The organism is Streptomyces sp. NPDC029152 (genome assembly GCF_055564355.1).
In genome coordinates this window covers 276804-299932 of the sequence record NZ_JBVHWR010000002.1, presented here as the reverse complement: position 1 = coordinate 299932, position 23129 = coordinate 276804, and the positions used below count along the sequence as shown (strand labels likewise).

Annotated in this window: 24 protein-coding genes; 16 read left to right on the top strand and 8 right to left on the bottom strand. The window is 73.4% G+C overall.

Going from position 1 to position 23129, the window contains the following annotated elements; all coding sequences use genetic code 11:
• Positions 1-298: 298 nt before the first annotated feature.
• Positions 299-1129, top strand: coding sequence for an SDR family NAD(P)-dependent oxidoreductase (locus tag ACZ4V6_RS05230; RefSeq protein ID WP_467822647.1), 831 nt, complete (start codon positions 299-301; stop codon positions 1127-1129).
• 158 nt (positions 1130-1287) lie between these two features.
• Here the strand turns inward: ACZ4V6_RS05230 and ACZ4V6_RS05225 are convergent, their stop codons facing one another.
• The 3 genes from ACZ4V6_RS05225 to arr form a co-directional block, all read right to left on the bottom strand.
• On the bottom strand, positions 1288-1863 hold the full coding sequence (locus tag ACZ4V6_RS05225) for a hypothetical protein (RefSeq protein ID WP_467822646.1): 576 nt from the start codon (positions 1861-1863) through the stop codon (positions 1288-1290).
• Positions 1860-2612 (bottom strand): alpha/beta fold hydrolase, encoded by a 753-nt coding sequence (locus ACZ4V6_RS05220; RefSeq protein ID WP_467822645.1) that lies wholly within the window; start codon positions 2610-2612, stop codon positions 1860-1862. The genes ACZ4V6_RS05225 and ACZ4V6_RS05220 overlap by 4 nt, the downstream gene beginning before the upstream one ends.
• Before the next feature lie 477 nt (positions 2613-3089).
• Positions 3090-3500 (bottom strand): NAD(+)--rifampin ADP-ribosyltransferase, encoded by a 411-nt coding sequence (gene arr, locus ACZ4V6_RS05215; protein ID WP_467822644.1) that lies wholly within the window; start codon positions 3498-3500, stop codon positions 3090-3092.
• 509 nt (positions 3501-4009) lie between these two features.
• On the opposite strand from arr, the gene ACZ4V6_RS05210 reads away from it, so the two are divergent.
• From ACZ4V6_RS05210 to ACZ4V6_RS05190, 5 genes are all read left to right on the top strand, one after another.
• The gene (locus ACZ4V6_RS05210; protein ID WP_467822642.1) at positions 4010-4762 is read left to right on the top strand and encodes a (5-formylfuran-3-yl)methyl phosphate synthase; all 753 of its coding nucleotides are present in this window, start codon (positions 4010-4012) and stop codon (positions 4760-4762) included.
• An 8-nt stretch (positions 4763-4770) separates the two neighbouring features.
• A complete protein-coding gene (locus ACZ4V6_RS05205) occupies positions 4771-6174 on the top strand; it encodes an aldehyde dehydrogenase family protein (RefSeq protein ID WP_467822641.1) in 1404 nt (467 codons plus the stop codon).
• 1 nt (position 6175) lies between these two features.
• A complete protein-coding gene (locus ACZ4V6_RS05200; RefSeq protein WP_467822640.1) occupies positions 6176-7279 on the top strand; it encodes an NAD(P)-dependent alcohol dehydrogenase in 1104 nt (367 codons plus the stop codon).
• Between the two features lie 79 nt (positions 7280-7358).
• Positions 7359-8267: a class I SAM-dependent methyltransferase gene (locus tag ACZ4V6_RS05195; RefSeq protein ID WP_467822639.1), complete on the top strand. Its 909-nt coding sequence runs from the start codon at positions 7359-7361 to the stop codon at positions 8265-8267.
• A 364-nt stretch (positions 8268-8631) separates the two neighbouring features.
• The gene (locus ACZ4V6_RS05190; RefSeq protein WP_467822638.1) at positions 8632-9171 is read left to right on the top strand and encodes an EF-hand domain-containing protein; all 540 of its coding nucleotides are present in this window, start codon (positions 8632-8634) and stop codon (positions 9169-9171) included.
• A 225-nt stretch (positions 9172-9396) separates the two neighbouring features.
• On the opposite strand, the gene ACZ4V6_RS05185 is transcribed toward ACZ4V6_RS05190, so the two are convergent.
• From ACZ4V6_RS05185 to ACZ4V6_RS05175, 3 genes are all read right to left on the bottom strand, one after another.
• Entirely contained in the window at positions 9397-9690 is a 294-nt protein-coding gene (locus ACZ4V6_RS05185) for a WhiB family transcriptional regulator (protein WP_467822636.1), read from the bottom strand.
• Between the two features lie 135 nt (positions 9691-9825).
• Positions 9826-10482, bottom strand: a complete 657-nt coding sequence (locus ACZ4V6_RS05180; RefSeq protein ID WP_467822635.1) for a class I SAM-dependent methyltransferase — start codon at positions 10480-10482, stop codon at positions 9826-9828.
• 251 nt (positions 10483-10733) lie between these two features.
• The gene (locus ACZ4V6_RS05175) at positions 10734-11213 is read right to left on the bottom strand and encodes an ATP-binding protein (protein ID WP_467822633.1); all 480 of its coding nucleotides are present in this window, start codon (positions 11211-11213) and stop codon (positions 10734-10736) included.
• A gap of 165 nt (positions 11214-11378) precedes the next feature.
• Here ACZ4V6_RS05175 and ACZ4V6_RS05170 point away from each other — a divergent pair, with 165 nt between their 5' ends.
• The 4 genes from ACZ4V6_RS05170 to ACZ4V6_RS05155 all read left to right on the top strand — a co-directional run bounded on the left by ACZ4V6_RS05170 (position 11379) and on the right by ACZ4V6_RS05155 (position 14485).
• Complete coding sequence (locus ACZ4V6_RS05170; RefSeq protein ID WP_467822632.1) at positions 11379-11765, top strand: STAS domain-containing protein; 387 nt, start codon at positions 11379-11381, stop codon at positions 11763-11765.
• Positions 11766-12024: 259 nt separating this feature from the next.
• A complete protein-coding gene (locus ACZ4V6_RS05165; protein WP_467822630.1) occupies positions 12025-12828 on the top strand; it encodes an alpha/beta fold hydrolase in 804 nt (267 codons plus the stop codon).
• Positions 12828-14111, top strand: coding sequence for a PP2C family protein-serine/threonine phosphatase (locus ACZ4V6_RS05160; protein ID WP_467822629.1), 1284 nt, complete (start codon positions 12828-12830; stop codon positions 14109-14111). The genes ACZ4V6_RS05165 and ACZ4V6_RS05160 overlap by 1 nt, the downstream gene beginning before the upstream one ends.
• Positions 14108-14485 carry an STAS domain-containing protein gene (locus ACZ4V6_RS05155; protein ID WP_467822627.1) on the top strand — a complete coding sequence of 126 codons (378 nt, stop codon included), beginning with the start codon at positions 14108-14110 and terminating at the stop codon, positions 14483-14485. Before ACZ4V6_RS05160 ends, ACZ4V6_RS05155 begins: the two co-directional genes overlap by 4 nt.
• 209 nt (positions 14486-14694) lie before the next feature.
• On the opposite strand, the gene ACZ4V6_RS05150 is transcribed toward ACZ4V6_RS05155, so the two are convergent.
• The gene (locus tag ACZ4V6_RS05150; protein WP_467822625.1) at positions 14695-15351 is read right to left on the bottom strand and encodes an ATP-binding protein; all 657 of its coding nucleotides are present in this window, start codon (positions 15349-15351) and stop codon (positions 14695-14697) included.
• A 394-nt stretch (positions 15352-15745) separates the two neighbouring features.
• Between ACZ4V6_RS05150 and ACZ4V6_RS05145 the strand changes: the two genes are divergently transcribed.
• Entirely contained in the window at positions 15746-15970 is a 225-nt protein-coding gene (locus ACZ4V6_RS05145; RefSeq protein WP_030182720.1) for a hypothetical protein, read from the top strand.
• A 313-nt stretch (positions 15971-16283) separates the two neighbouring features.
• Here ACZ4V6_RS05145 and ACZ4V6_RS05140 read toward each other — a convergent pair whose 3' ends face one another.
• Positions 16284-16748: a MarR family transcriptional regulator gene (locus ACZ4V6_RS05140; RefSeq protein WP_467822624.1), complete on the bottom strand. Its 465-nt coding sequence runs from the start codon at positions 16746-16748 to the stop codon at positions 16284-16286.
• 861 nt (positions 16749-17609) lie between these two features.
• On the opposite strand from ACZ4V6_RS05140, the gene ACZ4V6_RS05135 reads away from it, so the two are divergent.
• From ACZ4V6_RS05135 to ACZ4V6_RS05115, 5 genes are read left to right on the top strand one after another with little or no spacing between them, the layout of a single operon-like run.
• Positions 17610-18866, top strand: a complete 1257-nt coding sequence (locus ACZ4V6_RS05135; RefSeq protein WP_467822623.1) for an ATP-grasp domain-containing protein — start codon at positions 17610-17612, stop codon at positions 18864-18866.
• Positions 18863-19711: a Rossmann-like domain-containing protein gene (locus ACZ4V6_RS05130; protein ID WP_467822621.1), complete on the top strand. Its 849-nt coding sequence runs from the start codon at positions 18863-18865 to the stop codon at positions 19709-19711. The genes ACZ4V6_RS05135 and ACZ4V6_RS05130 overlap by 4 nt, the downstream gene beginning before the upstream one ends.
• Positions 19708-20814 (top strand): PLP-dependent cysteine synthase family protein, encoded by a 1107-nt coding sequence (locus ACZ4V6_RS05125; protein ID WP_467822620.1) that lies wholly within the window; start codon positions 19708-19710, stop codon positions 20812-20814. The genes ACZ4V6_RS05130 and ACZ4V6_RS05125 overlap by 4 nt, the downstream gene beginning before the upstream one ends.
• Positions 20811-21872 carry an enolase C-terminal domain-like protein gene (locus ACZ4V6_RS05120; protein WP_467822618.1) on the top strand — a complete coding sequence of 354 codons (1062 nt, stop codon included), beginning with the start codon at positions 20811-20813 and terminating at the stop codon, positions 21870-21872. The genes ACZ4V6_RS05125 and ACZ4V6_RS05120 overlap by 4 nt, the downstream gene beginning before the upstream one ends.
• Positions 21856-23118, top strand: a complete 1263-nt coding sequence (locus ACZ4V6_RS05115; RefSeq protein ID WP_467822617.1) for an MFS transporter — start codon at positions 21856-21858, stop codon at positions 23116-23118. Before ACZ4V6_RS05120 ends, ACZ4V6_RS05115 begins: the two co-directional genes overlap by 17 nt.
• The last annotated feature ends 11 nt before the right edge of the window (positions 23119-23129 follow it).

Genomic DNA, 23129 nt, shown 5'->3' with positions numbered 1-23129 from the left:
CCGGTGGGTGACCGGGCTCGATGACGTCGTCTCCACCCGGGCCGACTCGGACGGCGGGCCACGGCGGACAGCGGCACGTCCGCCGACAGCACCGCGACGTCCGCCGCGACGGCCGCTGCACGGGACCCGCGCCGGAACCGCCGTCCGTGGACGAAACCGGCCGTCGGTGGTGCGGCCCGGTCGGAGCCGGAGACCCTGGACCTGCCGTCACCGTTGTCGTCCGTGGTGCCTGGTGGTGCTGACACCAGGCTCATCACACTCTCTTCGCACCACCCGCCCTCCGCTCAGGATGACCGACATGAGCCGACGCACCATTCTGATCACCGGCGCGAGCCAGGGCCTGGGCCGTGGCATCGCCTTCGCACTCGCCGAGCGGGGCCACACCGTCCTGCTGCACGGCCGCGACCGCGCACGCATCGAGGCGGTGGCCTCCGAGGTGAGGGACACCGTCGCCGGGGCCTCCGTGCGCACCTACCTCGCGGACCTGGCCGACCTCGACCAGGTGCACGACATGGCCGCCCGGATCCGCGCCGCCGAACCCCGCCTTGACGCACTGGTCAACAACGCCGTCGCCGGCGGCGGCGCGGAGCCCCTCCGCCGGGAACTGAGCCGGCAGGGACACGAGCTGCGGTTCGCCGTCAACCACCTCGCCCCGTACGCCCTCACCCGCGACCTGCTGCCCCTGCTCACCGCCTCCGCGCCCGCCCGCGTGGTCAACGTCGCCTCGATAGGGCAGGAGGCCGTCGACTTCGACGACGTGATGCTGGAGCGGGACTACGAGGGCCTGCGCGCGTACTGTCGCAGCAAGCTCGCGATGATCACGGCGACGTTCGAGCTGGCCGCCGAACTGGAAGGGACCGGCGTCACGGTCAACACCCTCCACCCCGCTCATCTGATGGACACCGCGGGAGTGCGCGCGTACGGCCTGACCCCGGTCACCGGCATCGAGGAGGGCGTGCGGCCCACCGTGCGGCTGGTGCTCGACCCGGAGCTGGAAGGCACCACCGGGCGTTACTTCGACCGGTTCACCGACGCGCGCGCCCACGAGCAGGCGTACGATCCCGAGGCCCGCAAGCGCCTGATGGAACTGACCCACTGTCTCCTGGACCTGCGCCCGCCCCTCGCGTAACGCCCCCGGCCCGCGGCACGGCACGCGCGGAAGGCGGCGGTCAGCGGTCGGTGCGCCCTGAGCCGTGCGGGTGGCGGACGCGAGGCCGCTCTCCGCACCCGGGCGCCCGGCACGGGGACGGCTCCTCGTGCCGCGCGTCGCCGGCCCCGGGGCCGGGGTCACCTCCGCGGGCGCGGAGACGACCCTCGCTCGTCGGCCCAGCCGTCGTCCCGGTCCCGAGCCCGGTCACGCCGCCCGCGTGTCATCGCGAGTACGCCTCCCACCACGGCGATCAGGGCGATGGCCAGCGCGATGCTGACCCAGCCCTCGGTGTCCCAGTACACGTCCTCCAGGCTGATCAGCAGTGCCGCCTCGTCGACGACCAGGGCCATGCCGACGCCGTAGGCGAGCCCCATCCAGGCACGCGCGCGTGCCGAGCGTTTCACCAGGCCCGCCGCCCCCACCACCGCGAGCAGCAGGATGCCCCACACGTAGTGGTGGATGTGCACGCCACCGGCCTGGACGTCCCCCACTCCGGCCACGTCGATGTGGATCAGCCAGGTGAGCAGGCGCATGCCGCCGAAGGTGAGGGCGAACCCCCACCACGCGAGGACGAAGCCGCGGCGTTCGGAGGAGATGCCGGGCAGCAGGCGCACCCACGGCGACCGGCGGGCCGTACGGGTGGAAGGCGGACGGCGGGCCCCCTGCGAGGACGGGGAACGTTCGGGCGGGCCGGACGGGGCCGGTGGTTTCATGGGTGCTCCCCTGCCGCGAATTCCTCGATCAGCTCGGCCACGGCTTCCGGCGCGCTGTAGTGCGCCGCGTGCGCGGCGCCCGGTACCTCGGTCGCGCGTCCGTCGGCGACCAGCCGTGCCACGCGCCGGGTCCAGGCCTCGGGGGCGATGGTGTCACCGGCCCCGCGTACGACGAGCGTCGGCACGACGACCCGGGCCAGGTGACCCTCGAATGCCGAGGCGGCGTCCCGCAGCGCGTGGCGCAGGGACACGGCGAAACGCAGGGGGCCGGTGAGCAGGTAGTCCGCCGCGGCCACCCCGGTCAGGGAGAGCGGCTCCCGCAACGCGTCCGCGAGCAGTCGACCGCCCTGGCGCCAGGCGGACGCCCCCGGTGTGAGCGCCGGGCCGAGCAGGACGAGCCGGCGGACCAGACCCGGGTGGCGGGCTGCGAGAGCCGCGACCACCTGGCAGCCGACCGAGTTGGCCACCAGCAGACTCGGCCCCAACACGAGCTGCCGGTGCCAGCCGGCAAGGGCGTCGGCGGTCCGCACCACGTCGGGCACCCGGCGTACGGCGGTCCGTGACCGCGCGTTGCCCGGCAGGTCCGGCACGAGCACGGTGACCCCCCTCGCCGCCAGCCGCCGCGCCAGCGGTACGAAGTAGCGCCCCGAGAGTCCGAGTCCGTGCACCAGCACCACCGTCGGCGTGCCCGGGCACGGAGGGGGGCCGAAGACACGGGTGAAGAGACCGGCGTGGATGCGCTGTTCCATCCGTCCACTATCACCCCTCCGGGGGCTCCTGCACGGTCGGCCCCGGCCCGGAAGCCGACGAGCGCGACGCGGTGCGCGACGGTGCCTTCCGCGACGACGGCCGTGGCCGGCTCGACGGCCCGCGGCTCGTCCGGCGTGAGGTCCTTGGCGGTGGTGCTGCCGGTGCGGGGACGACGCTTCGTGAGCCTCCTCGCACCGCGGTGGGCCGCGAACGGAAGAAGCCCCGCCCCCGCCGTGACGGGGGCGGGACCGGGAGGAGCGCCGGGGCGGCCCGGGTCCGTTCACCTGACCGGTGGCCGCGGACCGGCTCCAGTGGGCGACCGCCGTGTCCGACAGCCCCGCCCGCGTGACGTCGAGCGGCTCGAACGGTTCCGGGCAAACGCCACCCGATGCGACGAGCGCGGTTGCATCCGCCTCGGCGCCACCACAGCGGCGGCACTGGTCACGCGGCTTTGGACATGCTCGGCCGGGCAGGCCCTAGTTGATGATTTCGGCGCGGTCGTCCAGGCGGATCGCGGCCAGTCGGTCCCGCCACATCTGAAGGGCTTCGGGTGTCTGCCGCGTCCAGTCGGTGATCTCGCCGACGATCCGGAGCGGTTCCCTGCTGCGATAGGAGCGGGTGGGATTGCCGGGGAACTTCTTGTCGGTGACGTTCGGATCGTTCTCGAACTCCCCCGTCGGTTCGACGACGTACACGCGCGGGGCCCCGTCGCCGGGGGCGAGTTCGGCGGCGAGCCCAGCGCCGTCGCGCAAGGCGGTGAAATAGATGTGGTTCATCACGATGTCGGGCCGGTAGTTGGAACGGAAACCGGCGGTGAGGTGGTCTCCGACCCGCAGTTCGGCCTTCGTGCCGTGGAAGAAAGGTCCCTCGTCCAACGCCTCGTTCATCGCCGCAGATTATCAAACCGGGCTGTTCCGCCGGCATGCCACGAGCCGGTCGCGTCACCGTCCGGGCGGGACCGGGCTACGGCTACGGCACCTGTCCGCGTCCTCGGAACGTGGCGGGGCGTCACCATGAGCACGACCTTTCGCGTGTGAGGGAGCCGACGAGGGCCGGGCCGTCGAGGCGCTCCGCGTCGTCGTCGGTCGCCCGGCTCACCGTGGGCCAGGAATGTGGAGGCGGCCACCGGGCGGGGGGATGACATCGACCGGCCCGGGAGACGGCCGGGACGACGGGGTCCGAGGAGCCGGAGCCGCCGGCGCACCCGCGCACGGCCGGCGCAGCGCGAACGGCGCGTTGCGCGGGGCGTGGGCGCCTCGTGACAACGATCCTTTCGTCACTCCGCGCGCCCTGCCGAGGACCGACGACCGCGGAAATGATGTGCGGACCGCACGTGAGCCAGGCGAATCCGCGCATCCGCCGTGGGCGGGTGGGCGTGCCGGGGAAGGATCTCACCTTGTTGCTTCTCATCTCTCCCGACGGCGTCGACGAAGCCCTCGACTGCGCGAAGGCGGCCGAGCACCTCGACATCGTCGACGTCAAGAAGCCCGACGAGGGCTCGCTCGGCGCGAACTTCCCGTGGGTCATCAGGGAGATACGCGACGCGGTTCCGTCGGACAAGCCGGTCTCCGCCACGGTGGGGGACGTGCCGTACAAGCCCGGCACGGTGGCCCAGGCGGCGCTCGGTGCGGCCGTGTCCGGAGCCACCTACATCAAGGTCGGCCTCTACGGGTGCACGACGCCCGAACAGGCCGTCGAGGTCATGCGAGGGGTCGTCCGGGCCGTGAAGGACCACCGGGCGGACGCGTTCGTCGTCGCCTCGGGCTACGCCGACGCCCACCGCATCGGCTGCGTCAACCCGCTCGCACTGCCCGACATCGCCGCCCGTTCCGGCGCCGACGCCGCCATGCTCGACACCGCGGTCAAGGACGGGACACGGCTGTTCGACCACGTCCCGCCCGACGTCTGCGCCGAGTTCGTGCGGCGCGCTCACGGCGCCGGGCTCCTCGCCGCGCTGGCGGGCAGTGTCAAGGCCGGCGACCTGGGCGAGCTGGCTCGTATCAGAACGGACATCGTCGGGGTGCGCGGGGCGGTCTGCGAGGGGGGCGACCGCAACGCGGGCCGGATCCGGCCCCACCTGGTGGCCGCCTTCCGGGCGGAGATGGACCGGCACGTCCGGGAACAGGCGGCCGCCGCCGCGGCGAGCTGACCGCCGCCGTGACGACCGGACGTCCCCGTCACGCGCCCGGTGACCGGGGCGGTCGCTTCACCGTCGTCGATCCGGCGACGGGCGAGGGATTCGACGAGGTTCCCGACCGACGGCCGAAGGAGCTGGACGCGATCGTCGGCCGGGCCCACGCGGCCTGGTACGGCTGGCGGACCGACCCGGCCGCCCGCACGAGCGCGCTGCTCACGGCGGCGGACGCCGTCGAGGCGGCCGCGGCCGAGCTGGCCCCCCTGCTCACCCGTGAACAGGGCAAACCGTTGACCGAGTCGCACGCGGAAGTGGCCCGTACGGCCGCCCGGCTGCGCTACTTCGCCGAGCTGGATGCCGGGACGCAGCCGATCACGGACGGCCGCCCCGTGCGCAGCGAACTGCGGTGGCGACCGCTCGGGCCCGTCGCCGCGATCGTCCCGTGGAACTTCCCCCTGCAGCTCGCGGCGGCGAAGTTCGCGCCTGCGCTCGCCGCGGGCAACACGATGGTGCTCAAGCCCTCTCCGTTCACGCCCCTCGCCACACGGCTGCTGGGGTCCGTCCTCTCCGGCGCCCTGCCCGAAGGCGTGCTGACGATCGTCACCGGACGGGAACCCCTCGGCGCACGTCTCGCGTCGCATCCGGGCATCCGCCACGTGACCTTCACCGGTTCGGCCGCCACGGGACGGGGCGTCGCCGCGAGCGCGGCGGCCTCGCTCGCGCGGGTCACCCTGGAACTGGGCGGCAACGACGCCGCCGTCCTGCTGGACGACGTCGACGTGGAGAAGATCGCGGACCGGCTGTTCTGGGCCGCGTTCCGCAACTGCGGGCAGGTCTGCATGGCGGTCAAGCGGGTCTACGCCCCGGTCCGCCACTACCCACGGGTGGTGGAGGCGCTCGCGCACCGGGCGAGGACGGTCGTCGTCGGACCCGGGCTCGATCCGGACTCGCGGCTCGGTCCGGTGAACAACGCCCCCCAACTGGCCCGCGTCGAGCACTACACGGCCCGGGCCCTGGCAGACGGCGCTCGAGCCGCTGCCGGCGGGCACCGTCTGGACCGTCCGGGGTACTTCTTCGCTCCGACGGTCCTGGCCGATGTGCCGGCCGACAGCCCGGTGGTGACGGAGGAGCAGTTCGGTCCCGTCCTGCCGGTGCTGCCGTACGAGACGCTCGACGAAGCCGTCGGGGCGGCCAACGGCACGGGCTTCGGCCTGGGCGGCTCGGTGTGGGGGACCGACCTCGACCTGGCCGCGTCCGTGGCCGACCGCCTGGAGTGCGGAACCGCCTGGATCAACCACCACGCCGAACTGTCCCTCGCCCAGCCCTTCGCGGGCGCCAAGGACAGCGGTGTCGGTGTCGCGGGCGGCCCTTGGGGGCTCTACGGGAACCTCAGACCGTTCGTCGTGCACCGACCCGAGGAGGCGTGAAGTGAAGTTCGGCGCGGCGGTACTGCGTTCGTACGGGGGCCCCTTCACCGTGGAGGAGGTGACGCTGGCGGAGGGGCCGGCCGGGGGCGAGGTCCTGGTCCGGATCGCGGGATGCGGGATGTGCCGCACCGATCTCGCGGTCCGGCGGTCGGCGGGCCGTTCCCCCTTGCCGGCCGTCCTCGGGCACGAAGGGGCCGGAGTCGTGGTGGAGACGGGGAGCGCGGTCACCGGCCTGCGCGTCGGCGACCACGTCGTGCTGAGCTTCGACTCCTGCGGACACTGCCGCAGCTGCAGGGGCGCGGCCCCCGCCTACTGCGACTCCTTCGCCTCGCTGAACCTCTTCGGCGGGCGCGGGGAGAACGCCGCGCGATTCACCGACACGGCCGGTGCCGCCCTGGCGCCTCGCTGGTTCGGCCAGTCCTCGTTCGCCGAGTACGCGGTGGTCCCGGCCCGCAACGCCGTCCGGGTCGATCCCTCCCTGCCCCTGGAACTGCTCGGGCCGCTCGGCTGCGGCTTCCTCACCGGCGCCGGAGCGGTCTTCAACTCCTTCGGTGCCGGCCCCGGTGACACCCTCGCGGTCTTCGGCGCGGGGGCGGTGGGCCTGGCCGCGGTGATGGCGGCCCACGCCTCCGGGGCGGTGACGGTGGCCGTCGACCGGCATCCCGGCCGGCTGGCCCTCGCCGAGAGTCTCCACGCCCTCCCGCTCCCTGCCGCATCGGACGGCCTGCCCGACCGCATCCGGCGGCTGACCGGGGGCGGGGTGATGTACGCGCTGGACACCACGGGATCCGCCAGGCTGATCAACGACGCGCTCCGGTCACTGCGTCCGACCGGCCGCCTCGGCCTCGTGGCACGGCTCCACACCGCGCTGCCGCTCGAACCGGGAACACTGGACCGCGGACGCGGTATCTCCCACATCTGCGAGGGCGACGCGGTGCCCGGACTGCTGATCCCGCGGTTGACCGCGCTCTGGCAGGCCGGGCGGTTCCCCTTCGACCGGCTGATCCGCACCTATCCGCTCGCCGACATCAACAAGGCCGAACACGACTGCGACACGGGCCGCGTCGTCAAACCCGTACTGATCCCGGACGGACGGGGGCGATGAACGAGGTGTTCCACGGAACCACCCGTCCGAGCTGCCGTCCCCGAGCGACGTCAGCCCCCACTCGAACCAGGGAGAACGCATGGTCGACACGGCACCGCGCGGCACCGTCGCGGACGGCGTGGAGGGAGGGGTCGGCCTGACCGCCCTCCTGGTCGCCGCGGCACGGGCGATCGAGACCCACCGCCCGGACAGCCTCGCCCAGGACGTCTACGCGGAGCACTTCGTGCGCTCCGCCCCGGCGTCCGCGCACTGGCCGGTCCGCCTGGACCAGGCCCCGGGCGGGGACGCGAACCCGTTGTGGGGACGCTTCGCCCGCTACTTCGGTCTGCGAACCCGCGTCCTCGACGACTTCCTGCTCCGGTCGGTCCGGACAGGTGGCGTCCGCCAGGTGGTGCTGCTCGGGGCGGGGCTGGACGCACGGGCGTTCCGACTCGACTGGCCCCCCGACTGCGTGGTCTTCGAGATCGACAGGGGCGGCGTCCTCGGGTTCAAGCACGAGGTGCTGGGCGCGCTGTCGGCCGTCCCCAGGGCGACGCGCGTGCCGATCGCGGTCGACCTGCGCGCCGACTGGGCCGGTGCGCTGAGGGCGGCCGGCTTCGATCCGGCGGCCCCCACCGCGTGGCTGGCCGAGGGGCTGCTGTTCTACCTCCCCAACGCGGCCGAGACCAGCCTGATCGGCACGGTGGACCGGCTGAGTGCGGCGGGCAGCGCCCTGGCGTTCGAGGTCAAGCTCGAGAAGGACCTGCTGGCGTACCGGGACAGCCCGCTGTACACGTCGACCTACGAGCAGCTCGGCATCGACCTGCTCGACCTGTTCAGCAAGGAGCAGCGGCCCGACTCCGCGGCCCGTCTGGCGAGCAGCGGCTGGTCCACTTCGGTCCGCACTCCCTTCGACTTCACCCACCGGCACGGACGCGGTCCGCTGCCCGAGGAGAACGACGCACTGGCGGGCAACCGGTGGGTGTTCGCGGACAAGCCGGAGCGGTAGCGGCCCGGCCGTGATGACGGCCGGGAGGACGACCGCTCGGAAGGGTTCCACCGGGCCGGCGGCGAGCATCGAACGACACGGGGTGGGACTGCCGACATGAGACCGGTGCGCGGCTGCGCGCTGTCCTTCTCGAGCCGGGCGGGAGAACCGCCCGGGCCGCGACGGGCTCCCGCGCCCGGGCACGATGATGTCCGCACTCACCCCGCTCCATGCGCGGACGCTCGGATTCCCTCCCTTCGTGTGGGAAGTACCGCGCTCTCCCGCCGGGGCGGGCGAAACGCCTGGATAGTGGGTCAGCCGCCGGGGCGCCGCCCTCGGCGCGTTCATTCACAGCAACGTTCCACAGCAAAGGCAGGGATGCGTCATGATGCCCACCACCGAGGCGACCGACCGCGTCGAGCTGGTCTTCTCCCTCTTCGACGCCGACGGGAACGGGTACCTGGAGCCCTCCGACTTCGACTTGATGAGCGAGCGCGTCGTGGCCGCCGTACCGGCTGCCGGCGAGGCCGCGAAGAACAGGCTCGCCGGCGCCTTCCGCCGCTACGGCGAAACGCTCCTGAACGAGCTGGACGCCAACGGCGACGGCCGTGTCAGTCCCGCGGAATTCACTTCCGTCGTCCTCGACCCACAGCGGTTCGACGCCGCCGTGGACGAGTTCGCCGAAGCGCTCGCCGCGATGGGCGATCCGGACGGCGACGGCTTCGTCGCCCGCCCCGAGTTCATCGCGCTGATGATCGCGATCGGCTTCGAGCGGCCCAACATCGAGGCACTCTTCCAGGCCTTCGGCCCGGACGGGGAGGACCGCATCCGCGTGTCCACCTGGGCGGACGGGATCAGGGACTACTACCGGCCCGAGAAGTCCGGTATCCCCGGCGATCACCTGGTCCCGGCCGGAACCCGGTGACGGCGGCAGGCTGACCGGGAAGCCCTCACCACCTGCCCTCAGGACTCGCCCGTCCGTCCCCTGCGCCGTGGACGCCGGGGACGGACGCCGAGCGGGCCGCTGCGGACGCCGTCAGGGACTCCGCCGCCCGGCCGCGCCACGGCACCGTGCCCGCGGACCACCGGCGCGCAAGCAGCCCCCCCCTGGCCGGCACCAGGCTGTCCGCCTCCACCGACCGGCGGCCGGTCAGCCGGCGTGGGACCGTCGCTGCTCGCGGCGGGCGTCGTCCAGGACGTGCCGCCAGGAGGCGACATGGGGTCGGCGGCGCAGCAGTGCGCGGCGTTCGCGCTCGGACATGCCTCCCCACACTCCCCATTCGATGCGGTTGTCGAGTGCCTCCACCAGGCACTCGACGCGCACCGGGCAGTTGCCGCACATCGTCTTGGCGCGCTTCTGGCGGGCGCTGTCCGCGAACAGCTCGTCCGGGTCCGCGCCACGGCAGGCGGCGTCCTCGTGCCAGTAGGCCTTCACGGTCGTCATGTCTTCCTCCCCCGTCGCGGATCGGCGACGGCACCGAGCCTATTGCCCAGGTCACGGCCGATCAGTCCTCACGCTTCCGCAAGGGTGGCGATCGGGTGGGAGGACGGCCGCCGGCGGCTTGTGCAGCCTTCGGGCTCAGTGCTGGTGCCACACCAGTGTGTAGCGCCAGAACAGCCGGCGGCGCAGTCGTGCACCGGGCAGTGTGCGTCGGGCTTCGCGGACGATCTCGGGGTAACTCATGGCCGCCGGCCGGACGGTTGCCGTCATCGAGGCCGGTAGGCATGGAGTGCGGCCCTTGTTCTTGATCCAGCCCATTGCGGCGTTCAGCGGAACGGCGGCGGCACCGAGCAGGTGGTCGCCGGGGGTCTGCGCACGCCAGAGCCCGACGACCGCCAAAGTCCCCCCGGGTGCCAGGCGCCGGCGGAAGTGGGCGAGGGCGTCGGTGAACGGCAGGTGGTGAAGGGCGGCGACACAGGTGATGACGTCGTAGGAAGCGGCGGGGGTCCCGGTGAGCGCGTCCGCGGTGATGAAGGTCACCGGAGCATCCGCAGGGGTCATTCCCTGCGCCCGGGCGACGATCGCCGGATCGGAGTCGATCGCGTCCACCGCCGTGGCACGTGTGGCCAGGAGTCTGGCCAGGTCGCCGGTGCCGGAGCCGACGTCCAGGGCCGTTCGGAAGGTCTCGGGGAGCTGCCGCATGATCCACCGGTGGTAGTGGGCGTTGTGGTCCCAGGGGTGGACGGCGTTGAACCGGTCGAGGGCGGGGAGGAAGCGGCGCGGCGGTGTCGTCATGCCGTGAGTCCATCAGGCTCGCCTCCTCACCGGCGACCCCGGCGTCGGGGAGGCGCCGCACGGGCCTTGGAGAAGCGCTCCGACGGATGGCTCCCCTTCTCGGGTTCCGGCCCGGCTTCGTACCGGCCGGGGATGCGGAGCCTGCTCGACCAGGGCTCACAGCTCCTGCCCGCGGGGTCCCGCCGACGTTCCGAGCCCCGGACGAAGCGTCATCCTCATCCGGTGTCCGACCGGGGGCGGTCGCGCCCTCTCTACCGCAGCCGGTGTCCGGCGGCGGTACCGCCGGGAGCGTCCAGCAGGGGGATGCGGGCGGTGATGCGTTTGCCGGACGGTACCCGCTGCGCTTCGAAGCCCTGGGAGACGGCCATGACGATCTCCAGGCCGTGCTGCCCCACCCGCCCCGCGTCCGCGGCCCGGGCCACGGGCAGTACCGGGTCGGAGTCCCACACCGCGATCTCGACCGCCTCGCCGGTGATCCGCAGGTCCATCAGCACCGGGCCGGGCGCGTACTTGCGGGCGTTGGTGACCAGCTCGCTGACCACCAGCTGCGTCAGGTCCATGGCGCGGGCCGAGACCACCAGTCCGTGCTCGGTCCGTGCCCGGGTGAGGAAGCCGGCGGCCAGGTGGCGGGCCTGGGCGATGTCCGCGCCGTCGCCGTCCAGGGCCACCGTGGTCCGTATGGTCTGCTCCTTCGGTGCGGCGCTGTCCTCATCCGCCGGTGCTGGTCCCATGCGGCCCGCCTTCCCTGCCCCGTTCACACCCTCGCGCGTACCCACACGTCCGCGGCACACGCTGCATGCCCCTGCTGGTTCCGGTTCCTTCCGGAGCAAGGGCACCACCCGCACCGTGCGGGGCGGCACTGCGGGTGAAGGTCCAAGTGTGCCAGTATCACCGGTATGGCAGAGGGAGAGATCACGGACACCGAACAAGCCGAGCAGACACTGCAGACCGACGGGCTGACGGTCGCGTCCACCGTCACCGACGGCATCCGCGTGATGACCCTGGCCGGAGAGATCGACCACCACACCGGCGAGATCCTCCACCGGGCCCTGGAGGCGGCCGGCGCCGCGGGTCCCCGTGTCGTGGTCGACATGCGCCAGGTGACCTTCATGGACTCCAGCGGCATCAATCTCTTCATCGCCGCCCACCACACCCTCACCGAAGCCGGCGGTTGGCTGCGCCTGGCCGGAGCGGGCGGCACCGTGATGCGCACGCTGCAGATCGTCGGCATCGACACCGTCATCGAGTGCCGCGAAACCCTCCACCACGCCCTGGCCGACTGACCGGCGCCCCATCGGTCCCGTCCCTGCCGTCCCGGGCGGCCGCCCGGGACGGCAGGGACGGGACCGCGGGCCATCACGCCGGGCCGCGACGGCTGGGCCCGCTCGGGCAGCGAGCGGGCAGCGGGCGTCGGGACGAGGTCCGCATGCCCGCTCGGCGGCTCGATCCGGAGAGGCCGACGGCCGGATCCCCCGCGGGCGTCCCGACCGTGCCGGGTGTGCGCCTGCCGAGCACTTTCGGCCAGGTGAGAGGATGGTCGGTATGGATGTCCCCCGCAGGAACAACGTGACGGTCACCGGACGCGAGGACGGGCCGGTGGTGGTGCTGGCGCACGGGTTCGGCTGCGACCAGAACATGTGGCGCCTGATCGTGCCGGCCCTGGCCGCCCGGTATCGGGTGGTGCTGTTCGACTACGTCGGTTCCGGCGGCTCGGACCTTACGGCCTGGAGCGAGGAGCGGTACTCCTCGCTGCACGGCTACGCACGCGACGTGGTGGACGTCTGCGAGGCGCTCGACCTCCGGCGGGCGGTGTTCGTGGGCCATTCGGTCAGTGCCATGGTCGGGGTGCTGGCGGCCCAGGCCGCGCCGGAGCGGATCGGGGCGCTGGTGATGGTGACCCCCTCGCCCTGCTACATCGACGAGGACGGCTACCGCGGCGGCTTCAGCGCGGAGGACATCGACGAGCTCCTGGCCTCCCTGGAGTCGAACTATCTGGGCTGGTCCTCCGTCATGGCCCCGGTGATCATGGGCAACCCGGAGCGGCCTCAGCTGGGACAGGAGCTGACCAACAGCTTCTGCGCCACCGACCCCGACATCGCCCGCGTCTTCGCCCGCACCACCTTCCTGTCCGACAGCCGCCAGGACCTGAAGTCCGTGACGGTGCCGACACTGGTGCTGGAGTGCGCCCAGGACGTCATCGCGCCCCGGGAGGTCGGTGCCTTCGTGCAGGCCGCGATCCCCACCTCCCGGCTGGTCACTCTGGACGCCACCGGGCACTGCCCACAGCTGAGCGCCCCGGAGGTGACCGTCACGGCGATACTCGACTTCCTGGCGGACCTGCCGTGATGTGCCATACGGGCGAGGTTCCGGAGCCTCCCGGGCGCAGGAACGGGACGGGGACGGACGCGGAGTTCACCGCGCTGCTGGAGGACAGTGCCGAAGAGCTGTACGAGTCGGCGCCCTGCGGGTATCTGTCGACGCTGCTGGACGGCACCATCGCCAAGATCAACAGCACTTTGCTGGGCTGGCTGGGGATGGAACGCGAGGCCGTGGTGGGGCACAGGCGTTTCGCCGATCTGCTCACCGTCGGCGGCAAGCTCTACCACGAGACGCACTTCGCGCCGCTGCTGCGCATGCAGGGCGCGCTGAGCGGCATCGCCCTGGAGCTGAAGACCGCCGACGGCGGCCGGCTGCCGGCGCTGATCTCCTCGGCGCTCAAGTACAGCAGCGAGGGTGAACCGCTGCTGATCCGCACCACCGTCTTCGACGCCTCCGACCGCCGCGCTTACGAACAAGAGCTGCTGCGCCGCCGGCAGGAGGCGGAACGGGCACGCGAGCAGGCGGAGGCCGACCGGGCCCGCCTGGCCGAAGCCCTCGCCGTCCTGCAAAGCTCCCTGGTGCCCGACTCCCTGCCCGCGGTCCCGGGAATGGAGAGCGCCTTCTACTACCACACCGCCTCCGTCGACCGGCTCGGCGGTGACTTCTACGACCTGTTCCCGGTCGACGGCAGGCGGTGGGCGTTCTTCCTCGGCGACGTGTGCGGCAAGGGCCCGCAGGCCGCCGCCGTCACCTCCCTGACCCGCTACACCCTGCGGGCCGCCGCCCTGCACGACGCCGAACCGGCCACCGCCCTGACCACCCTGAACCAGGTGCTGCACGAGCGGTACGCCGCCACCGGCGACCCTCGCTACTGCACCGCCATCTTCGGCACCGTCGAACCCGACCCCGTGACGGGCAGCACCAGCGTCCGCCTGGCCTCCGGCGGCCACCCCCCGGCTCTCACCCTGCGCGCGGACGGCCACGCCGACTTCCTGCCCACCCCCGGCGGCATGCTCGTCGGGGCCCTGGCCGGTGCCCAGTTCTCCACCGCCGCCACCACCCTCGCCCCCGGCGAAACCCTCCTCCTCTACACCGACGGCCTCACCGAGGCGCGCACCGGGCCCCGCCGTGACAGCCTGTACGGCGAAGACGCCCTGCTCGACTTCGCCACCCGCCACGCCCCCGCCGGCGCCCGGGAGGTGATCACCGCGCTGACCGGACTGCTGGCCGGATTCGGCGACGGCCTCGACGACGACACCGCCCTCCTGGCCCTAGGCGTCCCCACCCCCGCGACGGATCCACCACGATGAGCCCGCTGAACATCACCCGCGAAGACACCGCCACCGGCCCCGTCGTACACGTCGCCGGCGACCTCGACTACGCCCACGCCACGGCCCTGCGCCAACAGGTCGACGCCCTCGACCTGGCTCCGGGCCGGCGCCTGGTCATCGACCTGGCGGGCATGGAATTCTGCGACTCCAGCGGTATCACCGCCCTGCTCGCCGCCCGTCAGCGGGCCCTGGCCGCCGGCGCCGGCATCGCCCTGGCCGCGGTCCCGGAGAACACCTTGCGCATCCTGGCCATCGTCGGCCTCGACCAGGTCTTCACCTTCCACCCCGACACCGCCACCGCCACCGGTCGACCCGCCCGACCGGTCGGCCCGGCCCCGGGCCCCTCCTCCTGACGGCCGGTGCGGCTGTCGAACCCCTCGGGGAGATCGAGCCGTCGTGGCAGGAGCGTCACCGGGTCAGGCTCGCCACCCGGCCTCCGCCATGGAGCCGCCCACGACGGGCCGGCCCGCCGGTTCGGCGTGGACCGCTCCACCCTCACCCGGACCGGCGGTGAGGCGCGGGCGAGGCTTCGCCAGGCGTCTCGGCCACTCCGGCCTCGCCGCTACCGGGGAAGGCTCTCACCGGACCGGTCTGCTCTGCCTCGTCGGTCATCGAGCCGGACCTCCAGGTCGGGCCAGTGCGCGGTCCACCGTGTCAGTTCGTCCGCGTTCAACGGTCCCGGCGGGCAGAGCGACTCGGCCGGCAGAAAGCGGACGAGCGTCCCCGTGGTTCCGTCGGCCTCGAGGGGGATCAGGTCAGTCACTGGAACACCGCGCTCATAGCGCCGGCTCCAGGCCCCGTTGTGGCGACGGTTGGTGTGGATCAGCCACTCGCTGAGCGCCGCCACGACGGACATGCCGCGACGCGGATGCCCGTCCGGAAGCCGCTCCGCATCCGGGGCGTCGAAGAACCTCAGGTCCTTCGTCGCCATCACCGGCTTCTTCACGATCCGGCCGTGGCCGTCGACGCGCGTGTCGGTGCCTCGCCCGTCGTCCCCTACGGACACGGAGCCGTCGTCGTGCAGAGTGATCAGGCATCGGCCCCCCGCGCGGCTCGACGCCTCATCGGCGGCGTAGGCGACGACTTCGAGGACGAGGTGTCCTGGGCCACAGGGGGCGAACCGTTCCGGCTCCTGGCGAATCCGGGCGAGATGGCCCAGGTCCACCTCACGGGTCCAATCGTGGGTGGTGTTGATCCAGTCAGCCCTTGATCCGTCCATCCCGCGAGTATCCAGCATCCCGTTCCGCGCCACGAGCGCAGCAGCACCCGGCCGTCGGTCCAGCGGGCGAAAGGCGCAGCAGCCGTCCCCCTCGGGTTCCGCCGCGCGGCCGGAGGGTCGGGCGTTGGGCGGCCTCATCACCGAACGCCTCGGCCGGGACGAGGAATTCGCGCGGCGGTGGGCCGAGCGGGGAGAACGGGCCGGGTCAGGAGGCCGGCACGCAACGCGAGGAGCAGCCGGGGGAGGAGCACCCGCGTCGGGCACTCGTGCTCAGTTCTTGCTCAAATGCCCTCCCGGACGGCGGGTTGCACGACGATGATCAAACACAAGTCGAGCAGCAGCGACGGGGTACTGACGGCCCGGCCACGGCGCCGGGCATGGCAAAGGGGATGCAATGGCCAAAGCGGTACGGGCCTCGTTGGGAGAGATGTGGATCACGTGCCAGGTCTGCAAGAGTGATCTCTTCCGCGAACGGGGGGTGAAACTCAACAGCACGGGCGGGGAGTTGTTCAATCTGGCCTGGGCTGACGAGACCGCTACCGGGCTGATCTGCCTGCGTTGCGGTTTCGTGCACCTCTTCGTCAACCGGCAGATACAACTGCATCGCGCCAAGGACTGATGCCACGCGCTCGTGCCGGTGCACCCGTACGAGCACGACGCGGAGGTGATGAACGGCCGGGACGCCCCTGTCGCCCGCCTTGCCGCTCCTCCGGCGTCCGGCCCGCCGATCCGCTTCGGGCCCCGGTGCCACGACGGCTTCAGCGGCATCGAAGAGGCCACCGGGCCTTCTCGTCCGGCGGCCACCACCGCGGTGGCATGCGCCGGCGGGAGCGCCGAAGCCGGTGACGGTGAAGGGGCGGAGACCGTGCCCGGCCGTCACCGACCGGACGGTGCGCCGGCCCGGCCGGCCGACGGACGGCTCGCGGCGCCCGTCAGTCCGGCAGGTCGCCGTCGCCGCCCAGATTGGCGACCATGCGGCGCAGGACGTTGATCGTGATCACGAAGTCGGCCGGGTCAACGCCTTCGTGCGTCTGCTGATGCACGCGCAAGTTGCGCTCCCCGGCCCGAGCGCGCCCCTCCTCCCCCGCCTCGGTCAGAGTCATGAGCCCTGCGTCCTCCACCAGCCAACCGCGGGCGACGAGGTCGTCGAAGACACCGTGGAAGTCGATCCCGAGGTCGTCCCACTTCGCCAGCCGCTCGATCAACGCTGCGCGGGTCCACCTGCCCGGCTCCCCGGCGACGTGGTTCAGCGTCCACCAGTGAGGCTGTGTGAGGCCCTCCACCGCCAACTGCTCACGGAGGGCTCCGACCACCAGCCGGCTCGCCATGCCGGCCCATGCGCCGATGGGCTGGGCAGCCAGCTCCTCCTGCGAGTACTCCCTGAGCGTCACGCTCACGTGCCTCTCCTCCTCGTGACCGACGGAACGCGATCACCGTAGAACCTCGAGTTCGGTCGAGGTCAAGGCGGTTTTGCCGGCCGGCTCCCGGCAGCACGCGGCAGGACGAGTCCCGCGGGACCCGGTCCCTTCGGAGCGCGCCGACGGGACAGGCCTCACGAACTCGTGCACGGCAGACGGGGAAGGGTCGCCGAGGCGGCCCTCGGGCACCGCCCGCAACTCCCGCCCGACGAGAGCGGACAGCACGGCTGCAGGACGGGAAGCCACTCCCACGGCCTTCTCGCCTCCGGGCGCCGGAGATTCCCGCGCCGCGCCACCGGGACGCCTCACCCGATGCCACTCCTTCGCACTCCGCCCCGCGAAGACGCACGGCATCCGGATGAGGACCACCGGCGGCACCGAGACGAGGAGTCGCGGGATCGCCGAGGTGACCGCCGCAGGAACCGAGGTGGCCCGCCCGTCCACCGGTCCGACCGGGACGGGGGCCGCGCCGGGGCCGCCGAAGAGCATCCATCGGGCCGCAGCCGACGGGTGTGCCGAGCCCGGTGCCGCGCGGGCCGAAGCGCAGGACGGCGGGGCCGCGGCCCGGGCGGGACGGGGCAGGACGGGACGGGGCGGGGCGGCGGGCAGGACGGTCACGGCGGTCGCCGCCGGGTCGCACAGCGGGGCCGAGCGGTGGACACGAGGGATCACAGGGCCTCCAAAGGGACGGAGCGGAAGAAGAGGTGGCCTGAAAGGGTGACAGATGAAAATGATTACCGTTAACGTGTTCGTCGGCGAAGCCCGGTCGCCGCCCGACGGCGGTACCACCGGGCTGTCCTGACGCATGTACCGCAACGCAACGGCACGAGAAGGGGAGCTGTGGCTCATCTGTTGATGGTCGAGAGCTGGGTCGGATCGATGAGCAGGCTGCTGCCACGGGCGGTCCGGGAGAGCGGGCACGAGTTCACGTTCCTCACCCGCGATCTCCACCACTACCTGCGCTCGGCGCCCGAGGGCACGGCCCACCCGCTGCTCGGGGCACGCCATGTGATCACGGCCGACACCAACGACACCGAGGCGCTGCTGCCCCAACTGGAGCGGCTGCACGCGGCGCTGGAGTTCGACGGAGTGCTCACGTGCTGCGACTACTACCTGCCGACGGTGGCGGCGGTGGCCGAACGGCTCGGCCTGCCCGGGCCGAACGCGCAGGGGATCCGCGACGCCTGCCGCAAGGACGCCACCCGCCGGGTGCTGGCCGACGCCGGGGTACCCGGGCCGCGCTTCGCGGTGCACGAGGAGTGGGCCGGGCTCGCGCGGGCGGCGCGGGAGATCGGTTATCCGCTGGTCGTCAAGCCCGTCGACCTGTGCGCGGGCATGTACGTGCGGCGGGTGGACGACGAGGAGCAACTCGCCGACGCCGTAAGGGCGCTGTCCGGTTTCCCGGTCAACGCGCGGGGACAGCGGCGGGCGCCCGCGGTGCTCCTGGAGGAACTCCTGGACGGCCCGGAGGTGAGCGTCGAGACCGTCTCGCACGCGGGCGTCGTCCAGGTGGTGGGAGTGACCGACAAGAGTGTCGGCGGGACTCCCGCGTTCATCGAGACCGGCCACATGTTCCCCGCCGCCCTGCCGGCCGCGCAGGCCGAAGCGGCGGAGCGGACCGCGCTCGCCGCCCTCGAGGCGCTCGGCCTGAGCGAGGGCGTCGTCGCGCACACCGAGATCAAGTTGACCTCCGCCGGACCGCGCGTGGTCGAGGTCAACCCCCGGCCCGCCGGCAACCGCATCACCGAGCTGGTCCGCCACGTCACCGGAATCGACCTCGCCGCGGTCTTCGTCGACGTCTCCCTGGGCCGCGCCCCCGACCTCAGGCGCACCGGTACCGGGCTGCGCAGCGCGGCCGTCGGGTTCCTCGTGCCGGACCGCGCGGGCACCCTCGAGGCCTTGGACGGCAGTGGCCTGCGCTCCCTGCCGGACGTGCTGGAGGTGCAGCTCGCCGAGCCCGGCCTGCAGGTGAAGGAGGCCGGCAGCAACAACGAGTACCTCGGGCACGTCATGGCCGGCGACACAGGCGGGCCCGGCGCCCGCGCCCGGGTCGAGACGCTGCTCGCCGAGGTGCGCTCCGGGCTGGTGATCCGATGACCTCCGCCACCGCCGCGCCCGCCGGTGCGACGACGTACGACGCGCTCGTGGAGCGGGCCCTCGCCGGTGAGCTGGGCCCGGACCCGGCCGGTCTGCGGATCGCCGTGGCCTTCACCACGCGGCAGGCCGTACGGCACCACGGACGCGGCACCGGTTACCGCAACGAGGTGCTCAGCCTGCGTCTGGCCGAGGCCGTCGGCAGTTGCGCCGTCGAGCCCGGGGCACTGGCCGACGGCGCGGTCGAGGACTGCGTCGGCGCGGACGTGGCCCGGCTGCTGGAGCATCCACTGCCCCCGGTGCGCGTGGCGGCGCTGGACGCCTACCTGATGCACGTCACCCCGCACACCCCGGAGCACGGGGCACGGGCCGTGACGCTGCCCGCCGGGACGTCGCTGGAGAAGTCCCGGGCCCGGGCGCGGGCGGTGACCGAGCTGCTGGACCTGCCGCCGGGGGCGAGGGTGCTCGTGGTGGGGGTGGTCAACTCCTTGCTGGAGGCGCTACGGGCGCGGGGCCTGGAACACGTGCCGTGCGACCTCAAGGGCGGGGTCACCGAGTGGGGCGAGCCGGTCGTCACCGACGCGCTCGCCGAGGCCGGCCGGTGCGACGCGCTGCTGGTGTCCGGGATGACGCTGGGCAACGGGACCTTCGAGCCCCTGCGCACGCACGCGCTGCGGCACGGCAAGCAGCTGGTGATGTTCGCCCAGACCGGCAGCGCCGTGCTGCCCCGCCTCCTCGGGCACGGGGTGAGCGCGGTGTGCGCGGAGCCGTACCCGTTCTTCTGGCTGGACGGCGGTCCCGGCACGCTCCACCGCTACCGCGCCGGCCGTCCGGGAGGCGCCCGGTGACCGCCCCCGCCGCGACCGCCGTCCGCCCCGTCGCCCGTCCGGAGCTGCTCGCCCTGCTCGGTCGCACGCCCGTCGTGCGCGTCACGGCCCGGCTCCCCGGACCGCACCCCGGGTTCTGGGCCAAGCTCGAAGGGCTCTCCGCGGGCGGGATGAAGGCCCGGGCCGCGGTGTCCATGCTGATGGGTGCCCGCGAGCGCGGCGAGCTGCGCCCCGGCGCCCCGGTGGTGGAGTCCACCTCGGGCACCCTGGGCATCGGCCTGGCCTTCGCGGGACAGGCCCTCGGCCACCCCGTCGTGCTGGTCGGGGACAGTGAACTGGAGCCGTCCATGCGGCAGTTGCTGCGCGCCCACGGGGTGCGGCTGGAGATCGTGGACCGGCCCGCACCGCAGGGCGGCTGGCAGGCGGCGCGCCTGGCCCGGCTGCGGGAGCTGCTGACCGTCCTGCCCGGCGCGTACTGGCCCGACCAGTACAACAACCCCGACAACACCGCCGGTTACGCCTCCCTGGCCGCCGAACTCGCCGCGCAGCTCGACCACCTGGACGTCCTGGTGTGCAGCGTCGGCACCGGCGGACACAGTGCCGGCATCATCGGCCCGCTGCGCCGGCACTGGCCCGCGCTGCGGCTGATCGGTGTCGACTCCACCGGCTCCACCATCTTCGGCCAGCCCGCCCGGCCCCGGCTGATGCGAGGGCTGGGCAGCAGCATCCACCCGCGCAACGTCGCCTACGACGCGTTCGACGAGGTGCACTGGGTCGGCCCGGCGGAGGCCGTGGACGCCTGCCGCCGGCTGGCCCGCGGAAGCTTCGTCAGCGGCGGCTGGAGCACGGGCGCCGCCGCCCGCGTCGCCGCCTGGGCGGCCCGCGTCCATCCCGGCGCGGTCGTCGCCACCGTCTTCCCCGACGGTCCGCACCGCTATCTCGGCACCGTCTACGACGACGACTTCGCCGCCGCCCACGGCCTCGACCCCGCCACGGCGGCCACCCGTCCCGTGGAGATCCCGCACCCGTACGCGGTCGAGGCCACCGGCTGGACGCGGTGCGCCCGCGTCACCGACCCGCTGGGGGACGCCCCCTCTCCACATCCCCCGGAAAGGAACCCATGAAGGCCGGCCTGCGCACCGTACGGCTCGAACTGGCCGAGCCGCTGCGCATCTCCCGCTCCACGATGTCCGCCCGCGAGGCCGTGTGGCTGAGCATCACGCACGAGGGCGCCACCGGGCACGGTGAGGCCGTCACCAGCGTCTACTACGGTCTCGACGCGGCACGGCTGGAACGGCTCCTCGCCGACGCCGGCGCGGCCCTCGCCCGCTTCCCCGGGCCCGAGAGCGCGCTGGAGTCCCTGCACGCGGGCGAGTGGCCCGGCGACGGCACTCCCCCGGCCGTCACCGCCGCCGTCGAGGCCGCCCTGCTCGACCTCGCCGGCAAACGCGCCGGCCGTCCCGTCCACCGGCTGCTCGGCACGCCCGGGGCCCCGGTCGCCGCCACCGCGCGCACGATCGGCATCACCTCCCCCGCGCGTGCGGCGGCGCAGGCCCGTTCCCTCGCGGCGAGCGGCTTCGAGGTGATCAAGGTCAAGGCGGGCTCGCCCGATCCCGAGGACGACGTCGAGCGGGTGCGTGCCGTCCGGGCCGCCGCGCCCCGGGCCCGGCTGCTGCTGGACCCCAACGGCGCGTGGAGCGCGACGGTGGCGGGGGCGCTGCTGCCACGGTTCGCCGACCTCGGCGTCGAGGCCGTCGAGCAGCCGCTCGCGCCGGGTGACCCGGAGGCGCTGGCGGCGCTGGCCGCCCGCTCGCCGCTGCCGGTCATCGCCGACGAGGACGCCGTGTCGCCGGAGGACGTGCGGCGGCTGGCCGGCCGCGTCCACGGCGTCAACGTCAAGCTCGCCAAGTGCGGCGGGACGCACGCGGCGCTGCGCATCGCCGAGGCGGTCGAGGACAGCGGCACCGAGCTGATGCTGGGGTGCCTCACCGCGAGCAGCCTCGGTCTCGCGCCCGCCGTGCACCTCGCGGGGCGGGCCCGCTGGGCCGACCTGGACGGGCATCTGCTGCTCGCGCACGATCCATGGACCGGCATCGGCGGCGAGGACGGCCGGGTGCGGGCCGGCGGGCTGCCCGGGCTGGGTGTACGGCCGCGGGGGGTGAGCCGTGCAGACGTGGCGTGAGATGCGCCGCTTCCCGCTCGCGGTGCGGCTGCTGCTGGTGAACCAGTTCGGCGTCAACACCGGCTTCTACCTGCTCATCCCCTACCTCGCCACCCACCTGACCGAGAACCTCGGCATGTCGGCGGCGGTCGTCGGGGGCGTCCTCGGCATCCGCAACCTCAGTCAGCAGGGCCTGTTCGTCGTCGGCGGCTCCGCCTCCGACCGGCTCGGCGCACGCGGCGTCATCATCGCCGGCTGCGCGCTGCGCACCGTCGGGTTCGCGCTGTTCGCGCTGGGCGACGACCTGGCGGTGCTGCTCGCCGCGTCCGTGCTCAGCGGCTTCGCCGGGGCGCTGTTCAACCCCGCCGTGCGCGCCTACATCGCCCAGGAGGCCGACGAGCGCAAGGCGGAGGCGTTCGCCCTGTTCAACGTGTTCGCCACCACCGGAGCGCTGGTCGGGCCGCTGCTGGGCGGCGCGCTGCTCCTGGTGGACTTCCGCGCCTCGGCCCTGACCGCCGCCGGTGTCTTCGCCGTCCTCACCGTCGCGCAGGCCCTGGTCCTGCCGGCGCGGAGGACCGCGCCGAGCGGGGGCACGGTGCTCGGCGACTGGCGGGAGGTCCTCGGCAACCGGGCCTTCCTCGCCTTCGCGCTCGCCATGGTCGGCATGTTCACCCTGGAGAACCAGCTCTACCTGCTGCTGCCCGACGGCGCGCGCCGGGCCACCGGCTGGGAGGGCGCCGCCGGGCTCGTCCTCCTCGTGGGCACCCTCGCCAACCTCTCCTTGCAACTGCGCCTCACCCGCGTCCTGAAGGAGCGGGGGGACCGGGCCCGCTGGATCGCGGCGGGGCTGGGGCTGATGGCGCTGGCGTTCCTGCCGCCCGTCCTGGTCCCCGCCGCCTCCGGCGGGCCGGACGGCACGGCGGACGCGGTGCTGCGCGCCCTGCCGGTACTGGCCGGGGCGCTGCTGCTCCACCTCGGGGTGATGGTCGCCCAGCCCTTCGTGATGGAGCTGATCCCCGGCTTCGCCCGCCCCGAGCTGACCGGCACCTGCTTCGGCGTCTTCTACGTCGTCTCGGGCATCGCCGCCGCCGTGGGCAACACGGTCGTCGGCCGGGCCATGGACGTCGGGGAGCGGAGCGGCGCCGGCTGGCTGCCGTGGGGGTGCTGCGTCCTGTTCGGGCTCGCGTCCGCGCTGGGGGTGACCTGGCTGCACCGGCTCGGGTCGCTGCCCACGCCGTCGAAGCCCGTCGTACCCGCGACGGCCTGAGGAGGGACACC